Consider the following 17795-nt stretch of genomic DNA (forward strand, 5'->3'; position numbering starts at 1 on the left):
GTGTGCTCCCTTGCATGCCAATTTTCACTGTGACTGATTGCACACTATTCCGTCACGGTCCCGCATGCAAAAGCTGACGAGGAAATCAGCGCCCTCACCTGCAGTTTCGGGGTCGACCTGTCCGATGGGCGCGGAGTGGGCGACGGTTCCGTTCTCGACCAGGACCAGGGAGTCGGCCAAAGCGGCGACATCGTCGACGTCATGAGTGACCAGCAGTGCGCTGCGCTCCTTCAGCAGCCGGGCCAGCACTTGCCGGGTCTCGACCGCCACATCCACGTCGAGGGAGGCGAGAGGCTCGTCGAGCAGCAGCAGCTTCGGATCGACGACGAGAGCACGAGCCAGGGCGATGCGGGCGGCCTGCCCGCCGGAGACGCTGTCCGGTCTGCGGTTCGCGCATTGCCCCACGCCGAGGCGGTCGAGCATTGACTGCGCGCGGTCATGCGCGGCGCCGCGAGATGCGCCCAAAGCCCGCAGTCCGAAGCTGACGTTCTCGATGACGTTGAGGTGCGGGAACAGGAGCGGGTTCTGCGCGAGATGGACGATGCCGCGATCGTGGACGGGTGGCCACAGGCCCGCGGCAGTATCGAACACCGTGTGCTCTCCGATGCGGAGTCTTCCGGAGTCGGGAACGAGGGCGCCGGTGAGAACCTGGAACAGGGTGGATTTTCCGGCCCCGTTGCGACCGATGATCGCGGTGGTTCCCGGTCGAGGTGAACTGAGATCCAGTGCGATTCCACGGGCGCTGAGTCGGATTTCGGCGCTGATGCCCTGCCAGGGGTCCGCGGATTGCGCGTCTGTGCTCTCCGCTCCCCCACGTTCGGATATGTCGGTCGAGGAGGGTGGGGCTGCCTCGGCGGAGGCGGCAGCCGGGACCGTGTCGACGGGAGTGGGTGTCGGGGAACCGCGCGGGGACTTCAGGCGGGGAGCGTGCGGGGACCGGTAGGCGAGGATGATGATGAGCACGGCGATGGCGATGAGCAGAAGCGAGAGGCCGATGGCTGCCTGCGGGTCGGATTCGCGCACGAGATAGATCTGCAGCGGCATAGTCCTGGTGACGCCGGACAGCGACCCGGCGAAGGTCAGCGTCGCCCCGAACTCACCGAGCGATCGAGCGAAGCACAGCACGGCACCCGTGATGATCCCGTGTCGGAGCAGCGGCAGGGTGACGGTGAAGAAGACGCGGTTGGGTTTCGCGCCGAGTTCGGCGGCGGTGAGCTCATAACGGCGGCCGAGCCCCGCGGTGGCGGTCTCGACGGACATGACCATGAACGGCAGGGACACGAAGACCTGCGCCATGATCACCGCCGAGGTGGTGTAGGCGAGGCTGAGTCCCGCCGCTTCGAGCCCCCCGCCGAGGATGGCCGACCGGCCCCACGTGTAGAGCAGAGCGAGTCCACTGACCACCGGTGGCAGCACGAGGGGCAGCAGGATGAGTGTGCGGACGATGCGCTGGCCGGGGAACGTTCGGGTGGCGAGCAGGTACCCGACGGGAAAGCCGACGAGGACGCTGATGAGGGCCGAGGTCACGGAGCTCAGCAGCGACAGCTTCATCGCCAGACGGGATTCCTCGGCCGTGATCACGGCGAGCAGACCCTGCGGGTCGACCCGGGTGAACATGCCGATGATCGGCAGGAGCAGGAAGACGATGCCGATGACGGCGGGCAGCCACAGCCAGCCGGGGATGAGCGGATCCGATCTGAGCCGCCTCGATCGGCGGGGCGGGGACGCCGCCGAACGGGTCGAAGATTGTGCGGGCATTGTCAGACTGCGGCGAAACCGGCGTCGCGCAGCAGCTTCTGGGCCGTGTCGGAGCCGAGGAACTTCACGAAAGCATCGGCTTGCTCCTGGTTCTCGCTGGCCTTGACGGTGGCGGCCGGGTACTTGTTGATGACCTTGTCTGCGCCGTCGAGGTCGACCTGTTCGACCTTGCCGTCGCCACGGGCGATATCAGTGACGTAGACGATTCCGGCATCGGCCTGGCCGGCGCCGACCTTGCCGAGGACATCGGTGACCGAGTTCTCTTCGCTGACCGGATCGAGTTCGACGTCATTGGTCTCGGCCCACTTCTCCGTCGCGGCGCCGCAGGGTACCTGAGGTGCGCAGACGACGAGGTGGTTGCCGGAGAAGTCCTGGGAGCTCTTGATCGCCTTCGGATTGCCGCCGGCCACAGCCAGGGTGAGCGTGTTCGAAGCGAACATCTCAGGCTCGCCTGCGAGCAGGTCATCGTTCTCCAGCGTGTCCATCGTCTTCTCATCAGCGGTGGCGATGACGTCGGCGGGGGCGCCTTCGGAGATCTGGGAGACCAGGTCGGACGATCCGGCGAAGGAGAACTTCACATCGGGTGCGTTCGGATCGGCGGCCTTGAATTCATCGGCGATGTCTTCGAATACTTCGGTGAGCGAAGCGGCGGCAAAGACGGTGATCTCTTCCGGTTGTTCCGCTTCGGCCCCCGAGTCGGGTCCCGAGGAGCAGGCGGTCAGGGTCAGGGCTGCGACGGTGCAGAGCCCCAGCAGGGTTTTCTTCATACACCCATTGAACCCGCAGATGCGGTTCCCTGTCGACTTCAGTTCCGATTATGAGACTCGGAGAGTTCGTACAGCGCGGATGAGTCGGCTGCCCCTCACGAACCCGGAACGGTGTCGATCGACACCATCGTCGCCTTCACCGAGGCGGTCGCAAGACTTCCCGGTTCGAGCTCGAGTTCGCGACAGGCTTCGGCCGACATCAGCGAAACCACGCGGAAGGGTCCGCACTGCATGCTGACCTGGGCCATCACTCCGTCGATGCTGACGTCTGTGACGAGTCCGGCGAAGCGGTTGCGCGAGGAGCTCACGACTCCGCTGGGGTCGGGCAGAGCACCGGAGGATGATTGGGCAAGAGCGGCGAGCTCACTGCCTTCGACGACCGCCCGGTTCGACGCGTCTTTGTGTTGGGAGAGGCGACCATCGGCGACCCACCGTCGCACCGTGTCATCGCTGACTCCGAGGAAGCGTGCCGCATCGCTGATACGCAGTCGGGTCATTCGAGGGCTCCTACCCATTCGTCAGTGCCATCGCTGAAATGCTGGTGTTTCCAGATAGCGACCCGAGCCTTGACCTCGTCGATGAGCTCGGAGCAGGCGCGGAAGGAATCCTGCCGGTGAGCGGAGGCGACGACCGCGGCCAGGGCCACGTCGCCGATCTCGAGGTCACCGACGCGGTGGACGACGGAGAGCCTGACCGCGGGATGACGGACAGCGACGTCTGCCGCCACCTCGGCGATCTGAGTTGAGGCCAGGGGGTGGGATTCATAGTGCAGTCGGCTCACTCCACGGCCTTCGTCGTGGTCGCGGATGACCCCGGAGAAGCTGACGGCGGCACCGCAGGTGTCGGTGAGGACCTCGGGTTCGAGTTCCTGCGTCGAAATCGGGGTCTCGACTACTCCTGTGGTCACGACGGTTCCGGTGCTCATGACTCTCGTGTCCAATCGCCGCTCTTTCCGCCGGTCTTCTCGATGACCTTGATGTCGCCGATCACGGCTCGACTGTCGACGGCTTTGATCATGTCGAAGATCGTCAGTGCCGCCGTGGTCACAGCCGTCAGCGCTTCCATTTCGACGCCGGTCTTCGACACGGTCTTGACCCCGGCGGTGATGGCCACCGCGTCCTCGCGGAGTTCGAACTCCACATCGATTCCCGTCAGCGGCAGCGGATGGCACAGCGGGATGAGGTCGCTGGTGCGCTTAGCGCCCATCATGGCCGCGATGCGGGCCACGGGCAGGGCATCGCCCTTGGGCAGTCCCGCCTCGGCGATGAGGTCGATGACCTCGGGCCGAGTGGTGATGAGGCCGGAGGCGACTGCCCGGCGCTTCGTGACGTCCTTGTCGCCGACATCCACCATCTGGGCTGTCCCCGATGCGTCGACGTGGCTGAGTTTCATGCGATCTTCCACGTCATCAGCCTATCTCCCACAGCCGAGAACGGATCGCCTGCGCCTGCGTCCTCGGGTGAGACGAAGACGAGGTGGCTGGCTTCGGCGTAGCTGTGGAGCAGGTGGGATCGGGAGTCCCCGACGAACTCGAGGCCAGCCTCAGTCAGTCTGGCGCGGCGGACCTGCAGCTTTCCGGCCGGAGGGGCTTCGTCGAATCCGTGAGCCAGTCGGTGGTGAGCGACTTCCCGGGGTGCCTCATGATCGGGCAGACCGAGCAGGGCGGGGCGGATGAAGAGCTCGAAGCTGATGAGTGTGCTCACCGGGTTACCGGGCAGCGCGACCCACGCGTGGTCGGCCAGGCGTCCGCAGCCCTGCGGTCCCCCCGGCTGCATGGCGATCGGTTCGAAGGTCATCGAAGAGTCAGCATCGAGATCGGCAGCGAGTCTGACGACTTCGTGCGCTCCCTTCGAGATGCCGCCGGTGGAGATGACCAGCTGAGCGTCGCTGTCGCGGACTCGGTCGAGCAGCTGCTGCGGGTCGTCGGGGACGAACGCGACCTCGGTGTCGACGCCGAGGCGGCGCAGTCCGGAGCTGAGCGTCACGGAATTCGCGTCGTTGATTCCGGCGGCCGCCTCGGCGGCGATCTCATCACCCGTGCTCACGATGAGGACACGCGGCAGGCCGAGCACGGGCAGTTCGTTCACTCCACACGCGGCGGCCACGCCGAGGTGGGCGGGCGTCAGCATGGTGCCCGCGCTCAACACGGTCTGTCCGGCGGTCACGTCGGAGCCGCGGGGGCGGACGAATGCTCCCGGGCGTGGTTCTGCACCGGCGTCGAGGGTGATGGATTCGGCACCGAAGCGTCCCGCTGCCGTGTCTTCGATCTTGACAACCATATCGGTGCCCTGCGGCAGCGGTGCTCCGGTCATGATCTCCACCGCGGTACCCGGCTGGACTGTCTCACCACGGGCCCCCGCTGCGACGCGACCGCCTACGGGAATCGGGCTTCCGCCCATCTCTTCCGCGGTGGCGGCGGCCAGGGCATAGCCGTCCATGCTCGAGTTGTCGAAGCCGGGCACATCGATCGGCGATTCCACATCGGCGGTCAGTCGCCTCGGCGCCTCCAGCAGCGAACTCAGCGGCAGGCTCACCGGACCGGTCAGCGGCGATATGATTTCGGATACGCGCTCACGATGCATCTTCGCAGTAGTCATGGGACGATGATATCTACACGCTTTCAAGGAGGATGACGCAATGGAGAAGATCGGCCTGCCCATGCCGGTGCTGAGAACTCCGACGGTGGACCCGGGCGAGGAGTTCACCGCCCACAGCGAGGACGCGCTGCTCGACACCTTCGATCGCCGCGCTCGCGACCTCCGCATCTCCCTCACGGACTTCTGCAACCTGCGCTGCACCTACTGCATGCCGGAAGAAGGCGTCGAGTTCATGTCCCGCGACTCCGCAATGTCCGGCGACGAGATCGTCCGCTTCGTCCGCATCGCCGTGGAGAAGTTCGGCGTCGACCAGGTCCGATTCACCGGCGGCGAACCCCTGACCCGCAAGGACATCAACGAGATCATCGCCGGTGTCGCGGCACTGGAACCGCGACCGAACATCGCACTGACGACGAACGCGATCGGTCTGGACAAACGCGCCGCGGGGCTGAAAGAGGCGGGACTGGATCGTATCAACGTCTCTCTCGACACGATCGATGCGGAGACCTTCGCGACCATGACCCGACGCCCGTTCCTCAAACGTGTGCTCGAGGGCATCGACGGGGCGAAAGCCGCCGGCCTCAGCCCTGTGAAGATCAACGCCGTGCTGCTGCCGGGAGTCAACGATGCACAGGCGCCTGATCTGCTGCAGTGGTGTCTCGAACAGGATCTGAGCCTGCGTTTCATCGAACAGATGCCCCTGGATGCCGGACATTCCTGGGATCGGACGTCGATGATCACCGCCGCCGACATCTTCGCGCTCCTCGAACCCCGATTCGTCCTCACCCCGGATTCAGCCCCGCGCAACGGCGCCCCGGCCGAGAAGTTCCTCGTCGCCGATCGACGCCGTCCCGATTCGATCCTCGGCACCGTCGGCATCATCGCTTCGGTCACGCGTCCCTTCTGCGCAGACTGCACTCGCACCCGACTGACCGCGGAGGGACGTGTGCGCACCTGCCTGTTCTCCCGCACCGAGGTCGATCTGCTCACGGCGATGCGCGATGGCGCCTCCGACGAATCGATCGCGGATCTGTGGAAGGGTGCGCACTGGAAGAAGCTCGCCGGTCATGGGATGGACACGGAATCGTTCGAGCAGCCACAACGACCCATGAGCGCCATCGGAGGATAAGTGCCCACCATCACCGTTCGGTTCTTCGCCGCAGCCCGAGAGGCCTTCGGCGCCCGCGAATCACAGGTCCGTGCCGGGTCCGTCGATGAGCTCGTCACGACCCTCGCCGAGGCGGCCGACCCCCAAGCCGCGACCGTGCTGTCGCGCTCGAGCTTCCTCGTCAATTCCGTGGCCGCCACCGATCGGTCCGCGAAACTGTCCGACGGCGACACCGTCGATGTCCTCCCGCCGTTCGCCGGCGGGTAGGACCTTGAGCGGCGAGATCGGCTGAAGCCTCGTCAGCTCTGCTGTGGATCCGGCTGAGACAGAAAAGCGAGATATCCGCCGTGGACCGACGTCACTGCCATGCCGTGTGAACGCAGCTGCGCAGCGGTCTTCGCCGAGCGCACTCCCGACCGGCAGTACAGTGCGATGCCGAGCGGCCGTGCGGAGGCGGCGTCAGAAATGGCGGACGCGTCGGCTGTGTTGGCAGTCGGCAGCAGGCTGGGATCGGCGAGGAGCTCGTCCATCGGAATGTGAATGGCACCGGGGACCATCCCCGAGGCGACCTCATCGTCATCGCGGATGTCGACGAGGATGGACCCGGCCTCGACCTCCGCCCAGGTGACGGTAGCCGGCCCCAGAAGGTTCTCCCCTGCGGTCGAGCCTTTTGCACTCTCTGCGGTGTCGTCGGTGCTCAGAGAGTCGAACGTGTGCTGGGCGTAGTCGCCGCGATGCTGCTCGAGGTCGGTGACCGGAGGTCTGCCGGGGATCGGCCGGACCGGGACCGTCTCCCAGCCGGTGTCGAGGCTGCTGTGGATGGCCACGCTGTTGTAGAGCGGTGTGCCGATTCCGGTGAGCACCTTGATGGCCTCCATCGCCATGGCGGATCCGATGCTTCCGCACAGGGGCCCGAGGACTCCGGCGACCGAGCAGTCGGGCACACTGCCCGGAGCGGGAACCTCGGGATAGAGGTCGCGCAGTGTGGCGCCGCGTTCGGCGTCGAAGACGGCGAGCTGTCCGTCGAAGCCGAGGATCGTCCCCCAGACGAGTGGGATTCCGAGGATCTCGCAGGCGTCGTTGGCGAGGTAGCGGGTGGCGAAGTTGTCGCTGCCATCGACGACGATGTCGACGCCTTCGAAGAGTTCGAGAGCGTTGTCCGGAGTGAGCAGCTGCGGAATCGTGCGGACCTCGATCGACGAATTGATCCCGTTCATCCGCTGCTGAGCGGAATCGATCTTACGAGTGCCGATGGCCGCCTCGGTGTGGATGACCTGCCGATGCAGATTGCTCAGTTCGACGATATCGGGGTCGACCACGGTGATCGTGCCGATGCCCACGGCCGCGAGGTAGCTGAGAATCGGAGCTCCGAGTCCCCCGGCGCCGATGACGAGGACGTGCGAGTCGAGCAGCGCCGCCTGCGCTCTTTCGCCGAATCCGGACAGTCGGATCTGCCGAGCGTAGCGGGTCCGGTCGGCAGGGCTCAGGCGTGAAGTGGACATGGCCCCATCCTAATCCGACAGGGCCGACGGCATCAGCACTCGAGGTAGTCGACCGCCGTGCCTGTGCACAGTTCTGCTGAACCATACGAGGTATCGGTGCCGGGCGGGATTCTGATGATCACATCGGCCGTGGCGAAGTTCGAAAGCCGGGCCCGGTCGGCGGGAAGGATCTCACCCGAATCGGTGAAGGTGCCGGGACGGAAGGTGACGGCGTTTCCGTGTGGTCGCAGGTCGGTGCCTGCAAGAATTCCCTTCCGCCATCTCTGTCGCAGACTCTTCCCGGTCAGCAGCGAGCCGACGAAGAGGTGGAAGGCGACGAAGGCTCCCTGCGGAGTGCCGGGCAGATGAATAAGCGGCAGAGTACCGAAACGCCCGAATCCCTGAGGCGATCCGGGTCGCATACCCAGTCGGCGGAATGTCGAATGGTCGGGTTCCAGGACCTGGCGGACGACTTCGAAGGCACCGGCGCTGATACCTCCGGTCGTCACCACGAGGTCGGCCCCGGTGCTCATCGCCATGAGCACGCCGCGCAGCTCGTCGGCGTCGTCGCTGCACGTGGCTTCGATGGGTTCGGCACCGAAGCCGCGGACTGCGGCGGCGAGCATCGGCAGGTTCGAATTGAAGATCGAGGAGGCGGCCGCCTCGGTGCGGCTCTCACCTGTCTGGTCGGTCCCCTGGATTTCGTCCCCGGTGACGATCAGACCGATGCGGGGCCTGCGGACGACGTCGATCTCGGTGATGCCGAGCATCGCCAGCACGCCGACCCCGGCCGAAGTGATCCGCTCCCCGACGGTCAGGACGATGTCGCCCCGGCTCATGTCCTCACCGATCGAGCGGATGTTCCACTCCGGAGGCACTGACTCCAGAAGGGAATCGATTCGGATGGCTTCGGGAGCCGGCCCGGTCTGTCGGGCGTCGGTCAGCTCGACAGGGACGACCGCCTCGGCGCAGGTGGGAACGGGAGCACCTGTCATCACGCGCACAGCGCATCCCGTCTGCAGAGTGACGGCGGGATGTCCGGCGGGGGTGTCGCCGACGACTCGAATGGCATTCCCGTCGCGGGCGGAGTCCAGGGCGGCGCCGTCGAGGGCGAAACCATCCATCGCCGAGGCGGCGAAGTCGGGCACCGATCCCGGAGCGCTGATATCCGTTGCCGTGGTGCGACCGACGGCGCCGCGTACCGACGTCGTCTCGGTGTGGAGATTCGGTGCCAGTTCGGTGATGAGCTCGGAGTAGTCCTCTGGGTCCAATGATGTCCTTCCCTCGCTTCGATCCTACTGGTGATTCGGCCCAGCCGGACGCGAAGATCCGGTGCGGCACTGGTCGAAGATCCGGTGCGGCTCGGGCCGGGTTCGTCTACAGTGTGGAGCGTGGACACTGACCGAGCAGTAACCATCGGATCCTCGCAGTTGAAACCGCTCAGCTGGGAGGCCGCTGCGGCTGCTTTGCTGGCGGTCTCGGCAGTTGTGCTCTTCGGTGTGGGAACGACGTTTCCGCCGGTCCGTGCCTTCGGGTACGTCCCGATGCTCGCGGCCCTGATCATCGTGTGGAGTGTCAATCGGAGTTTCGCCAGAGACCTCAGCATCATCGCTGCCTGTCTCGCTCTCATCTCGGCGATATCGGTCGAAGCCGATATCTCGTGGTCGAACATCGCACGCATGGGCGTTGTGCTCTCCGCCGTCGTCACCGGCCCTTGGCTCGTGACTCGTTACGTGTTCGAGGACAAGACGATCCAGTTTCCGCTGCGTCGCGGCCAGCCCTGGTCGCGACTGGAGTGGGCATGGCTGGTCTTCGTCGTTGTGGTCGCTTGGGCAGTGCTGCCGCAGTACTTCATGCGCACCGAGGTCTACCTCAACTGGCCTCCGCTTACGAACTGGTCGGAGATCATCCGTCTGTTCTTCGGGGTCAACGCCGTGGGCATCTGGGATGAGCTGTTCTTCATCTGCACGGTCTTCGCGCTCCTGCGCAAACACTTCTCGTTCTGGACTGCGAACGTATTCACCACGATCATCTTCGTCTCGTTCCTCTGGGAGCTCGGCTACCGGTCGATCGGTCCGCTGCTGACGATCCCCTTCGCGCTCGTATAGGCCTTCATCTTCACCCGCACGAAGTCACTGCCTTATACGGTCACGGTGCATCTGCTCTTCGACGCGCTCGTGTTCCTCACGATCGTCCACGCCCACCATCCTGACGCGCTGCCCATCTTCATCGGCGTCTGACTCGGGGGTCGCGCCCCCCGTGATCGCCGAGGCTGTGCGGCGCTGTGCTTGCGATTCGCCCACCCAGCGTCACGCCCTCCTGTCGGTCGCACGCCCTCCTGTCGGTTGCACGCCCACCAACTAGCAGCAATGCACACCGCCGCTCCGGCACCCCTCACCCGTCCGGCCACACCCTCGTTCTGCAACGCTCTGAAGCGACACTGCGGGTGAGGGATGCCCCCCAGGGAACGCCGAAGGCCCCTGTGAGTCGGCGACTCACAGGGGCCTTTCGAGCTGCACTGACTATGCGCGCAGCGACTGAATCAGCGGATTCCGCGCAGCAGTTTGAGCATTGGTTTCGTGAGCGTCAGCGCGAGTAAGCCGAGAACAATCGTCGAACCGCCGACCGACATCCAATAGGGTGTCTGATCGGCAGCGTCGAAGTAGCCGCCGAGCACACCGGACAGCGCAGTGCCCACACCCGAGGCGAGGAAGAAGACGGCAATCATCTGTGACTGGAATACCTTCGGTGCGACCTTCGTGGAGAACGAGAGTCCCACTGGCGAGATGAGCAGCTCGCCGAAGACAAACACAGCGAGGGTCAGACATACCCACAGCAGCGGGGTCTCATTTTGCCCGGCCTCAGCGAAGGGCAGGAACATGAGGAAGCCGATACCGATGAGCACGAGAGACAGTCCGGCCTTGACCGGTGTCGAAATCTGCTTGGGACCGAGCTTCATCCACATCGTCGCGAAGAGCGGGGCGAAGACGATGACGAAGAACGCGGGGATCAGCTGGATCCAGTTGATCGGCATCTCCCAGCCGAAGATCGAACGGTTGAGCTGGGTGTCTGAGTAGCCGGTCAGCACTCCGAAAATTTGCTGGTACATCGACCAGAACACCACGACTGTGAGGAAGAACGGGATGAAGGCGAGGACGCGAGAGCGTTCGTCGGAGTTCGTCTGCGGCGAGGTGTACATGACGATGAAGTAGCAGGCGGCCGCTCCGGCAGAGATCCCAGCGATCCACCAATCGAGGTTTTCCGGGTTGACGATCTTCGTCACCCATAGAATGACGGCGAGGAGAACGACGACCACGATGGCCACGATGAAGAGGTAGAGCTTGTTCTTCGGCAGCGGATTGACTGCGACACGGGACTCCGGCGGCAGGCTCTCGCGGCCGGTGAGATAGATGATGAGTCCGAGGGCCATGCCGACCGCGGCGGCCCCGAATCCATAGTGGAATCCGATGTTCTTCTGGAGAAGACCGGTGATCAGCGGGCCGAGGAGGGCTCCGATATTCACACCCATGTAGAAGATGGTGAAGCCGGCGTCACGACGCGGGTCCTTCTCCTCGTAGAGTTCGCCGACTAGTGCCGAGGCGTTCGCCTTGAGACCGCCGGAGCCGAGAGCGACGAGGATGAGGCCGGCTGCCACTCCCCCGAATCCTGGGACGAGTGCCAAGCAGATGTGACCGATCATGATGATGATCGCGGAGTAGAAGAGGACCTTCTCCGCACCTGCGAGGCGGTCGGCGATCCAGGCGCCGAGGATTGTGGCGAGGAAGACAGCGCCTCCGTACGCACCGACGATCCCAAATGCCGTGCCCTGTTCCATCCCCATGCCGCCCTCGGTGACGCTGAAGTAGAGGTAGAGGGCGAGGATGCCGTTCATGCCGTAGTAGGAGAAGCGCTCCCACAGTTCCAGGCTGAACAGCTGCATGAGCGGCAGAGGGTGTCCGAAGAAGCGGGCATCGCTGCGGACGGCCTCGGTCGTCGCGGTGCTTGAAGACATTGTGTGCTTTCCGTAGTGGTGTGAGAGGCCACGATCCGTGGCACATTTCACGATGGACCAGCGGACATCCTACTCCTCGGTCATGTCCCGGTCACACCTTGCAATGCCTGGGACACGCCGTCCCAAAAAGCGGAAAGTCGGAGTGATTCAGATCTCTTCTTCGACCTCAGTCACGCGGCGCCGTGACCGCTTGTCATCGTTCCGATCGCGGCGCCTCCCGACGAACAGATTGAGCAGGCCCGCACACAGGACGATCACCGAGGCGGCCACTGGGACGGTCATCGCCACGGCCGTTCCCCGATCCTCGGCGAGGATTCCGTTGATCGCCGAGGACACCGATTGGCCGACGATGATCGCCGACCCCGCCATCGACATCACCGTCGCCGAACGACCGAACGGCGCACGTTCGGCGGCAAGGCTGAAGAGAGTGACGAGGCTCGGACCGATGCCTGTGCCCATGAGCAGCAGAGCGATGACGATGATCGGCATCGATTCCGTCGACGCGAGGATGACCGAGCCCGTGACCAGAACCGGCGCGAAGCACAGCAGTCGCGCCCACAGGGCGAACGCAGAGGGGAACAGCACCACCGAGATCGCCAGCACCGCAGAGCCGATGCCCATCACTCCGTAGATGAGACCGGCCTCCTCCGGTCGGCCGATGTCGTTGGTCAGAGCGGTCAGAGCGGTGAGGGTGGAGCCGAACACCATGCCGACGCCGAAGACGCCGAGGATGATGACGAAGACACCGGCGGTGAACATGTCCTTGACCGGAGCACGCTCGCCGTGTTTGCTCGACGTCCCCGTCGAACGCGCCCGACCCGTCGGATGGAGTGCAAAAGCGGAGACGAAGACGAGCGTCATCACGATCGCCCCGATGATGGGCGCGACCGGGGTGAAGACGGTCGCCAAGAGCCCGACGAGGAAGGGCCCGAAGACGAAGATGACCTCATCGGCTGCGGATTCGTAGGCCATCGTGGCATTGAGCACCTTCGGCCGCCTCGACAAGGGCAGCACAGACATGACGATGTCGACGATTCGAGACCGCGACATCGGCGCGACCTGAGGTGAGGTGGCACCGATCGCGAAGGCGGCGATGAACACGACGAAATCCGGCAGCGGGCTGAAGACGACCCACGCCATGAAGGTCAGCGCCAGGCAGTTGAGGATCCCGGCGATGAGCAGAACGTAGCGCTGTCCCCACCGGTCGGCAGCCGCCCCGATGAAGGAACCGAACAGAGCCGTGCCCAAGCCGACCATGGCGGAATTGATCCCGCCCAAGCTGAGCGATCCGCGACCGGCCACAACGAGGGTGAGGACACCGACGACGATCATGGCGAAAGGCATGCGGGCGACGAAGGCGACCGGGAAATAGCTGCGCCCGACGGCCGAGAACAGAGTCGGTGAGGACTGCTGCACGGTGGTGCGCCGAGCCGAGGCGGGTATGTCACTGTCTGTCATATCAATCCAGTTTCTGCTCCCGTTCATCCGGGAGGTCGTGCCGCCGTGGTGACCTGGATCAAATCACTCGGTAGGTGCACGCTGTTGGTCTGAGAAAGTCGAACCGAGAGGTTCCCCTTCAGGCTACTGTGTTTGCCGATCCGATTCGAGTGCCAGTGCACCAAGCGACGTTGAGTTTGATCACCATGGCACGGAACTCATTCCCATCCGCGACTCAGAAAGAACGCAGATCGGTCTGCGAGGATGACGGATATGAATTTCTTGTCTCGCGTCATCGTCAACGCCTGTGCGATCTGGGTGGCGGCCTGGATCCTGCCGGGTGTGACGATCACAGGGAACCGGGTCGTCGAGGAGCAGGCCGGAGCCATACCGGCGATGATCATCTCCTACCTCGTCATCGGCCTCATCTTCGGGTTGGCGAACGCTTTCATCAAACCGATCCTCAGCTTCGTCTCGGCTCCGATCACGTGTCTGACTCTGGGGATGTTCTCGATCGTCATCAACGCGATCATGTTGGCGCTGACGAGCTGGCTCAGCGGGTTCACCCCGTTCGAGTTCACCATCGATTCGTTCTTCTTCTCCGCCATCTTCGCCGCGATCATCGTCTCGATCGTCTCGGCTCTGCTCGGTTGGCTGGTCCCGGAGCGAAGCGCCGAACACGACCGGAGATGAGCAAAGTCCTCTACGCGATGTAGACTGTCGCTGAGAGTCAGCTGACCACCAGAATCATCGCCGGAGGAGACCATGTCCGATATCGCCGCCCCGAAGAGAACCCGCAATTCAGCATCGTTCGCCGATGTCATCGTCTTCGTCTTTGCCTTCGCGCTCTTCCTGTTCGGTCTCTACCTTTTCGGAGCCTCGTTCTCCTCGCCTGAGGGAACCGAATTCTGGGTGTTCTGGGGCGGCCTGCTCGCATCGAGCTTCGCGTTCCTCGTGCCGATCGTCTACCGTTGGGCGCGCGACGGTCGCCGCTGATCTCCGACACGGCATAAGAAGGGCCGCTGCGCTGATGCGCAGCGGCCCTTCGTCGATTCACCGGCTATCCCTTCGTCTTGTCACACGCCGAATCACCTGTCGATTCGTCGGTGACAGAAATCCATGATCGCCGAGGCGGCTTCCTCCGAGCGCTCATAGTGCACGAGGTGGCCCACCCCGCCCAATTCCACGAATTCGACGTCGGGGAGCTTCTCCACGAATGCACGGGTCGGTCCGATCGGGGCGATGGCGTCATGATCGCCGGCGATGACGAGCGTGGGCATACTCAGGTGGTCGGCCACCTCGGTGACGGTGTGCGCGACGGACGTCGCGAAGGCCTCTGACAGGGACGTGCGGTCGGCGAACGACGAGAAATGTCGCGCGTGCTGATCATGGATGTACGAACGCAGGCCGGGATCGCCGGTCGTGGCCATGGCCACGCTCATAGCGCGGACGATCACGGGGTTGCCCAGCAGGGAGCGACCGGCTCGCTCGGGCAGCCGCGCGCCGACGGCATAGTAGGCGCGGGTGACCGCGGTGAGGAAGCGTGCGGGTCCTTCGAGTGCGGGGCTGGTGATCGGATTGATGAGCACGATTTCGTCGATGACGTCCCGGTGGGAGGCCGCTAGGTGGCTGACCAGGATCGATCCGAAGGAGTGGCCCACCAGGATCGGTGTCACGCCCCGCTGCCTGCCCACCTCGGCGCGCAGAGCGAGGAGATGATCGACGAAGGCAGAGAGCGACGAGCCCGAGCCCAGCGGGGCCGTGAGACCGAACCCGGGCAGGTCGGGCACGACCACCTCGCGGTCGGTGATGCTGCCGGCGATCAGGTCCATTCCATGATGGTCCCCACGGAAGCCATGCACCATCAGCAGGGGTCGCTGGCACCGGTCACCCGGATAGATCCACGCGGCCGTGCGGTGTGAGCCCAGCCGGATGTCGGTCCGCTGTGATTCTCGTATCCGCACCTCAGTCGGTTTCAGTGGTGTGCAGTCGACTCACGGCACGGCGGGGCACGACCACCACCGGAACCGGCAGGACACGCAGCAGACGGCGCGCCCTCGCACCGATCGCGACCTTGCCTCCGTGACCCAAGCGGCTCGATCCGATAAAGGCGAGGTCGCCGGGCTGCCAGTCGATGGTCTCGGCGGCCTCTTCGATATCGGCTCCGGCCTTGGTTCTCACCGTCGCGCGGCCAGAAGCCAGCATTTCGGAAGCGTCGTCGGCCAGCACCGCTCCCCCGTACTGTTCGGCGAATTCGGTGATCTCGGCAACCTCGTCGTCATAGAGTCCGTCGTTCTCGATCAGGGACAGCAATCTGAGATCGACTCCGAGGCCGACGGCCGATTCGATGCCCGCTCCGATGAGTGACGAAGCACCTGGGCGAGCACCGTAGAGTGCGGTCACCCGCGAGATCGGCCCGATGTCGGATCTGCCCGACGGGGCGAGCACGACGGGTACCGTCGACGAGTGCAGCAGCGACGAAGCGACCGTGCCGATGCGCAGTTGGCGCATGAGTGTGGTGGCCCGTGCACCGATGATGATGCCCAGTGCGCCTTCCTGCTCGGCGACCTCCATGAGTCCCTTGGATTCGTTCGAGGCGATATGGATGCAGCCTCTGGCGCGGATGTCATCGGGGATGAGTGCCAGCGCTTCGTCCAACCAATCATCGATCTGCTGGGCCACGATCCCGGCCCCGTCCTTCGGCACGGCGCTCCCGGCGAGAATCGTCGATGATTCCGGACGGACGATGGTGACCACGAGCTCGACGTCGATGGACCGCGCGATCGAAATGGCCAGTGAGATCGCATCCCGACCCCGATCCGTGGCGATGTATCCGACGACCAGACGTCTGGTGGTGGCGGTCTCTGACATCCTCAACTCCTCAAGCTGCGCGTCCGACTGATGCACGTCTCCTCTGATTCTACGTCGGCCCAAACAGCGCTTCGACCAACAGTTTTCACGAACCGTCTTTCAAACCCGAACAGACGAAGTCAAAATATTTGAGAAAATAATGAACAAAACTCCCACACGCAATGAAAGCTGTGCTAAATTCGACAGTGCAATTATGGATTCGCAGACACCACCCTGATTGCACCTTGACAACAGCGGACGTTGACGCCGTCCCCACGAGATCCACGACCATGAAAGGAGAGCAGTTACGATGATGAATTTTCTTGCAGGCCCTGACCTTCGAACGCCTTGGCATGAATACGCTGCCTGCCCGATTGGCGGACAAGGACTCGTCGGCTGACACAGCCGTCTCTCACGTCTTTTCCACCGGTTGGCTTCCGGCCACCGCTGTCCCCTGAGCCACCGGTCGCCTGAGAACTGGCATTCTTCACGCTTCACGCGCTGACTTCGAACTCTGATCGGCCGTCACTTTCAGCTGAGTGCTGCACTGCCGTACACCCAGCTGTCCGACTCTCTTCCGTTCTGAGTTCGCGGTTTTCCGAATTGCATTCTCTCTTTCGCGAAAAGCGCTGTGTCATTGACGCATTTCAGCAGATGCATTTCTCCTCATCTGCATTGTGCATCTTTTTTTGAACAGCACTCTATTAAGAGACCGATTTTTCCGATTCTCATTTCCCTAACGCCCTTTGGGGATATCTCCCGCCCATTTGCGGATATTCCCTGCCTGAAAATCAGAGGACAGATTGTGTCGACCACATTCCCATTCACCTATCCACGCCGCTGGGCCCTGAGCACTGGGATGAAGCTCATCCGTTGGGCTCGCCGGCCCGGCCCAACCACCGAAACCCGTCGTCGAAAGTCGGCCGCCCGCCAGCAGGCTCGACTGCGCGAATACGCTCGTGAGCAGCGTGTCCGCGAACTGCGCGAACGGGACATCGCGCGCTACCTCAGCCAGGTCCGCCCATACATCTGAGCCGAAGAAGTGAGCCATACCTGGCTGTGTCGAGCGTCACTCTCCCCTGATTTGGTCTCTCACCCACACGTGGGTAATATTGATCAGGCAAGCGGGGGTATGGCGCAGTTGGTAGCGCGTCTCCATGGCATGGAGAAGGTCAGGGGTTCGAATCCCCTTACCTCCACAGAAGAACGGCCCTCTCACCAGGGATTATGTCGGGTGAGGGGGCCGTTTGGGGCATAAAAAGCGAATTTTGGGCCATGGAACCCCCGATCTGGGGCATGAAGTAGCTCCCCACGGGTGGATCAGGGAAGCAATCGGCAGAAATTCGGTGCCACCCGCGGGGCATCGCCTGGGGCATGGAAGTCAGCTGCCGTCTCGAGCAGGAGCTCTCCCGGTGCGACCGACACGAGCTCACATAAGATGACGTCCTTGCCTCCCGGGCGTCGCGCTGACGATAAATTAGACGTATGGCCCATATCCGCAGGTACACAACGAAATCCGGCCCACGATTTAGGGTCGAATGGAGAAAACCCGGCGAGACTGAGAAATATCTCTTCACCTTTCCGTCCAGCTGCGGCGGCACCGTCATTGGCCGCCCATGAGGTGTCCGATGCAGACGACAGTGAACGGGACTGCTGAGGGTTTGGTTGACTCCTGGGTTTATGCCGCCAGGGCGACGGCCTTTTGGTGAACAAGCTCGTATTCAACCGGGGTCAGTTTACCCAAACGTCGCTGTCGACGCTTCCGGTGATAGGTCCGCTCGACCC

Annotated in this window: 18 protein-coding genes and 1 tRNA gene; 7 read left to right on the plus strand and 12 right to left on the minus strand. The window is 63.8% G+C overall.

The genetic code is table 11. The features are described from left to right. Positions 1-24: 24 nt before the first annotated feature. The 6 genes from BI49514_RS11815 to BI49514_RS11840 all read right to left on the minus strand — a co-directional run bounded on the left by BI49514_RS11815 (position 25) and on the right by BI49514_RS11840 (position 5122). A complete protein-coding gene (locus BI49514_RS11815; protein ID WP_101546730.1) occupies positions 25-1758 on the minus strand; it encodes an ABC transporter permease in 1734 nt (577 codons plus the stop codon). Between the two features lie 2 nt (positions 1759-1760). Next, positions 1761-2525: a molybdate ABC transporter substrate-binding protein gene (modA, locus tag BI49514_RS11820; protein WP_101546731.1), complete on the minus strand. Its 765-nt coding sequence runs from the start codon at positions 2523-2525 to the stop codon at positions 1761-1763. Positions 2526-2620: 95 nt separating this feature from the next. Then, positions 2621-3022: a TOBE domain-containing protein gene (locus BI49514_RS11825; protein WP_101546732.1), complete on the minus strand. Its 402-nt coding sequence runs from the start codon at positions 3020-3022 to the stop codon at positions 2621-2623. Next, positions 3019-3450, minus strand: a complete 432-nt coding sequence (locus BI49514_RS11830; protein WP_101546733.1) for a molybdenum cofactor biosynthesis protein MoaE — start codon at positions 3448-3450, stop codon at positions 3019-3021. The genes BI49514_RS11825 and BI49514_RS11830 overlap by 4 nt, the downstream gene beginning before the upstream one ends. Continuing rightward, a complete protein-coding gene (gene moaC, locus BI49514_RS11835; RefSeq protein WP_101546734.1) occupies positions 3447-3917 on the minus strand; it encodes a cyclic pyranopterin monophosphate synthase MoaC in 471 nt (156 codons plus the stop codon). The genes BI49514_RS11830 and moaC overlap by 4 nt, the downstream gene beginning before the upstream one ends. After that, entirely contained in the window at positions 3914-5122 is a 1209-nt protein-coding gene (locus BI49514_RS11840) for a molybdopterin molybdotransferase MoeA (RefSeq protein WP_244195090.1), read from the minus strand. The genes moaC and BI49514_RS11840 overlap by 4 nt, the downstream gene beginning before the upstream one ends. A 40-nt stretch (positions 5123-5162) precedes the next feature. Here BI49514_RS11840 and moaA point away from each other — a divergent pair, with 40 nt between their 5' ends. Both moaA and BI49514_RS11850 read left to right on the plus strand, forming a co-directional pair. Further along, entirely contained in the window at positions 5163-6251 is a 1089-nt protein-coding gene (moaA, locus tag BI49514_RS11845) for a GTP 3',8-cyclase MoaA (RefSeq protein ID WP_101546736.1), read from the plus strand. Next, positions 6252-6497 (plus strand): MoaD/ThiS family protein, encoded by a 246-nt coding sequence (locus BI49514_RS11850; RefSeq protein ID WP_101546737.1) that lies wholly within the window; start codon positions 6252-6254, stop codon positions 6495-6497. It abuts the gene before it with no gap. 32 nt (positions 6498-6529) lie between these two features. On the opposite strand, the gene BI49514_RS11855 is transcribed toward BI49514_RS11850, so the two are convergent. Together BI49514_RS11855 and BI49514_RS11860 are read right to left on the minus strand one after the other, a co-directional pair. After that, a complete protein-coding gene (locus tag BI49514_RS11855; RefSeq protein WP_101546738.1) occupies positions 6530-7732 on the minus strand; it encodes a ThiF family adenylyltransferase in 1203 nt (400 codons plus the stop codon). Between the two features lie 32 nt (positions 7733-7764). Then, positions 7765-8982, minus strand: coding sequence for a molybdopterin molybdotransferase MoeA (locus BI49514_RS11860; protein WP_101546739.1), 1218 nt, complete (start codon positions 8980-8982; stop codon positions 7765-7767). Between the two features lie 120 nt (positions 8983-9102). Between BI49514_RS11860 and BI49514_RS11865 the strand changes: the two genes are divergently transcribed. Next, a complete protein-coding gene (locus BI49514_RS11865; RefSeq protein ID WP_244195089.1) occupies positions 9103-9819 on the plus strand; it encodes a CPBP family intramembrane metalloprotease in 717 nt (238 codons plus the stop codon). A gap of 434 nt (positions 9820-10253) precedes the next feature. Here BI49514_RS11865 and BI49514_RS11870 read toward each other — a convergent pair whose 3' ends face one another. Both BI49514_RS11870 and BI49514_RS11875 read right to left on the minus strand, forming a co-directional pair. Then, complete coding sequence (locus BI49514_RS11870; protein WP_101546740.1) at positions 10254-11723, minus strand: peptide MFS transporter; 1470 nt, start codon at positions 11721-11723, stop codon at positions 10254-10256. A 147-nt stretch (positions 11724-11870) separates the two neighbouring features. Then, positions 11871-13181 (minus strand): MFS transporter, encoded by a 1311-nt coding sequence (locus BI49514_RS11875; RefSeq protein WP_101546741.1) that lies wholly within the window; start codon positions 13179-13181, stop codon positions 11871-11873. Positions 13182-13433: 252 nt separating this feature from the next. On the opposite strand from BI49514_RS11875, the gene BI49514_RS11880 reads away from it, so the two are divergent. Next, a complete protein-coding gene (locus tag BI49514_RS11880) occupies positions 13434-13853 on the plus strand; it encodes a phage holin family protein (protein WP_101546742.1) in 420 nt (139 codons plus the stop codon). A 72-nt stretch (positions 13854-13925) separates the two neighbouring features. After that, positions 13926-14156, plus strand: a complete 231-nt coding sequence (locus BI49514_RS11885; RefSeq protein ID WP_101546743.1) for a hypothetical protein — start codon at positions 13926-13928, stop codon at positions 14154-14156. Between the two features lie 92 nt (positions 14157-14248). Here BI49514_RS11885 and BI49514_RS11890 read toward each other — a convergent pair whose 3' ends face one another. Continuing rightward, complete coding sequence (locus BI49514_RS11890) at positions 14249-15124, minus strand: alpha/beta fold hydrolase (protein WP_257904126.1); 876 nt, start codon at positions 15122-15124, stop codon at positions 14249-14251. Position 15125: 1 nt separating this feature from the next. Next, the gene (locus BI49514_RS11895; RefSeq protein ID WP_101546744.1) at positions 15126-16031 is read right to left on the minus strand and encodes a universal stress protein; all 906 of its coding nucleotides are present in this window, start codon (positions 16029-16031) and stop codon (positions 15126-15128) included. A gap of 784 nt (positions 16032-16815) precedes the next feature. Between BI49514_RS11895 and BI49514_RS16360 the strand changes: the two genes are divergently transcribed. Further along, on the plus strand, positions 16816-17043 hold the full coding sequence (locus BI49514_RS16360; protein WP_145996215.1) for a hypothetical protein: 228 nt from the start codon (positions 16816-16818) through the stop codon (positions 17041-17043). A gap of 93 nt (positions 17044-17136) precedes the next feature. Then, positions 17137-17209 (plus strand) — tRNA-Ala (locus BI49514_RS11900). Positions 17210-17795 lie beyond the last annotated feature (586 nt).

This window comes from Brevibacterium iodinum ATCC 49514 (assembly GCF_900169265.1).
Taxonomy (GTDB): Bacteria; Actinomycetota; Actinomycetes; order Actinomycetales; family Brevibacteriaceae; genus Brevibacterium; species Brevibacterium iodinum.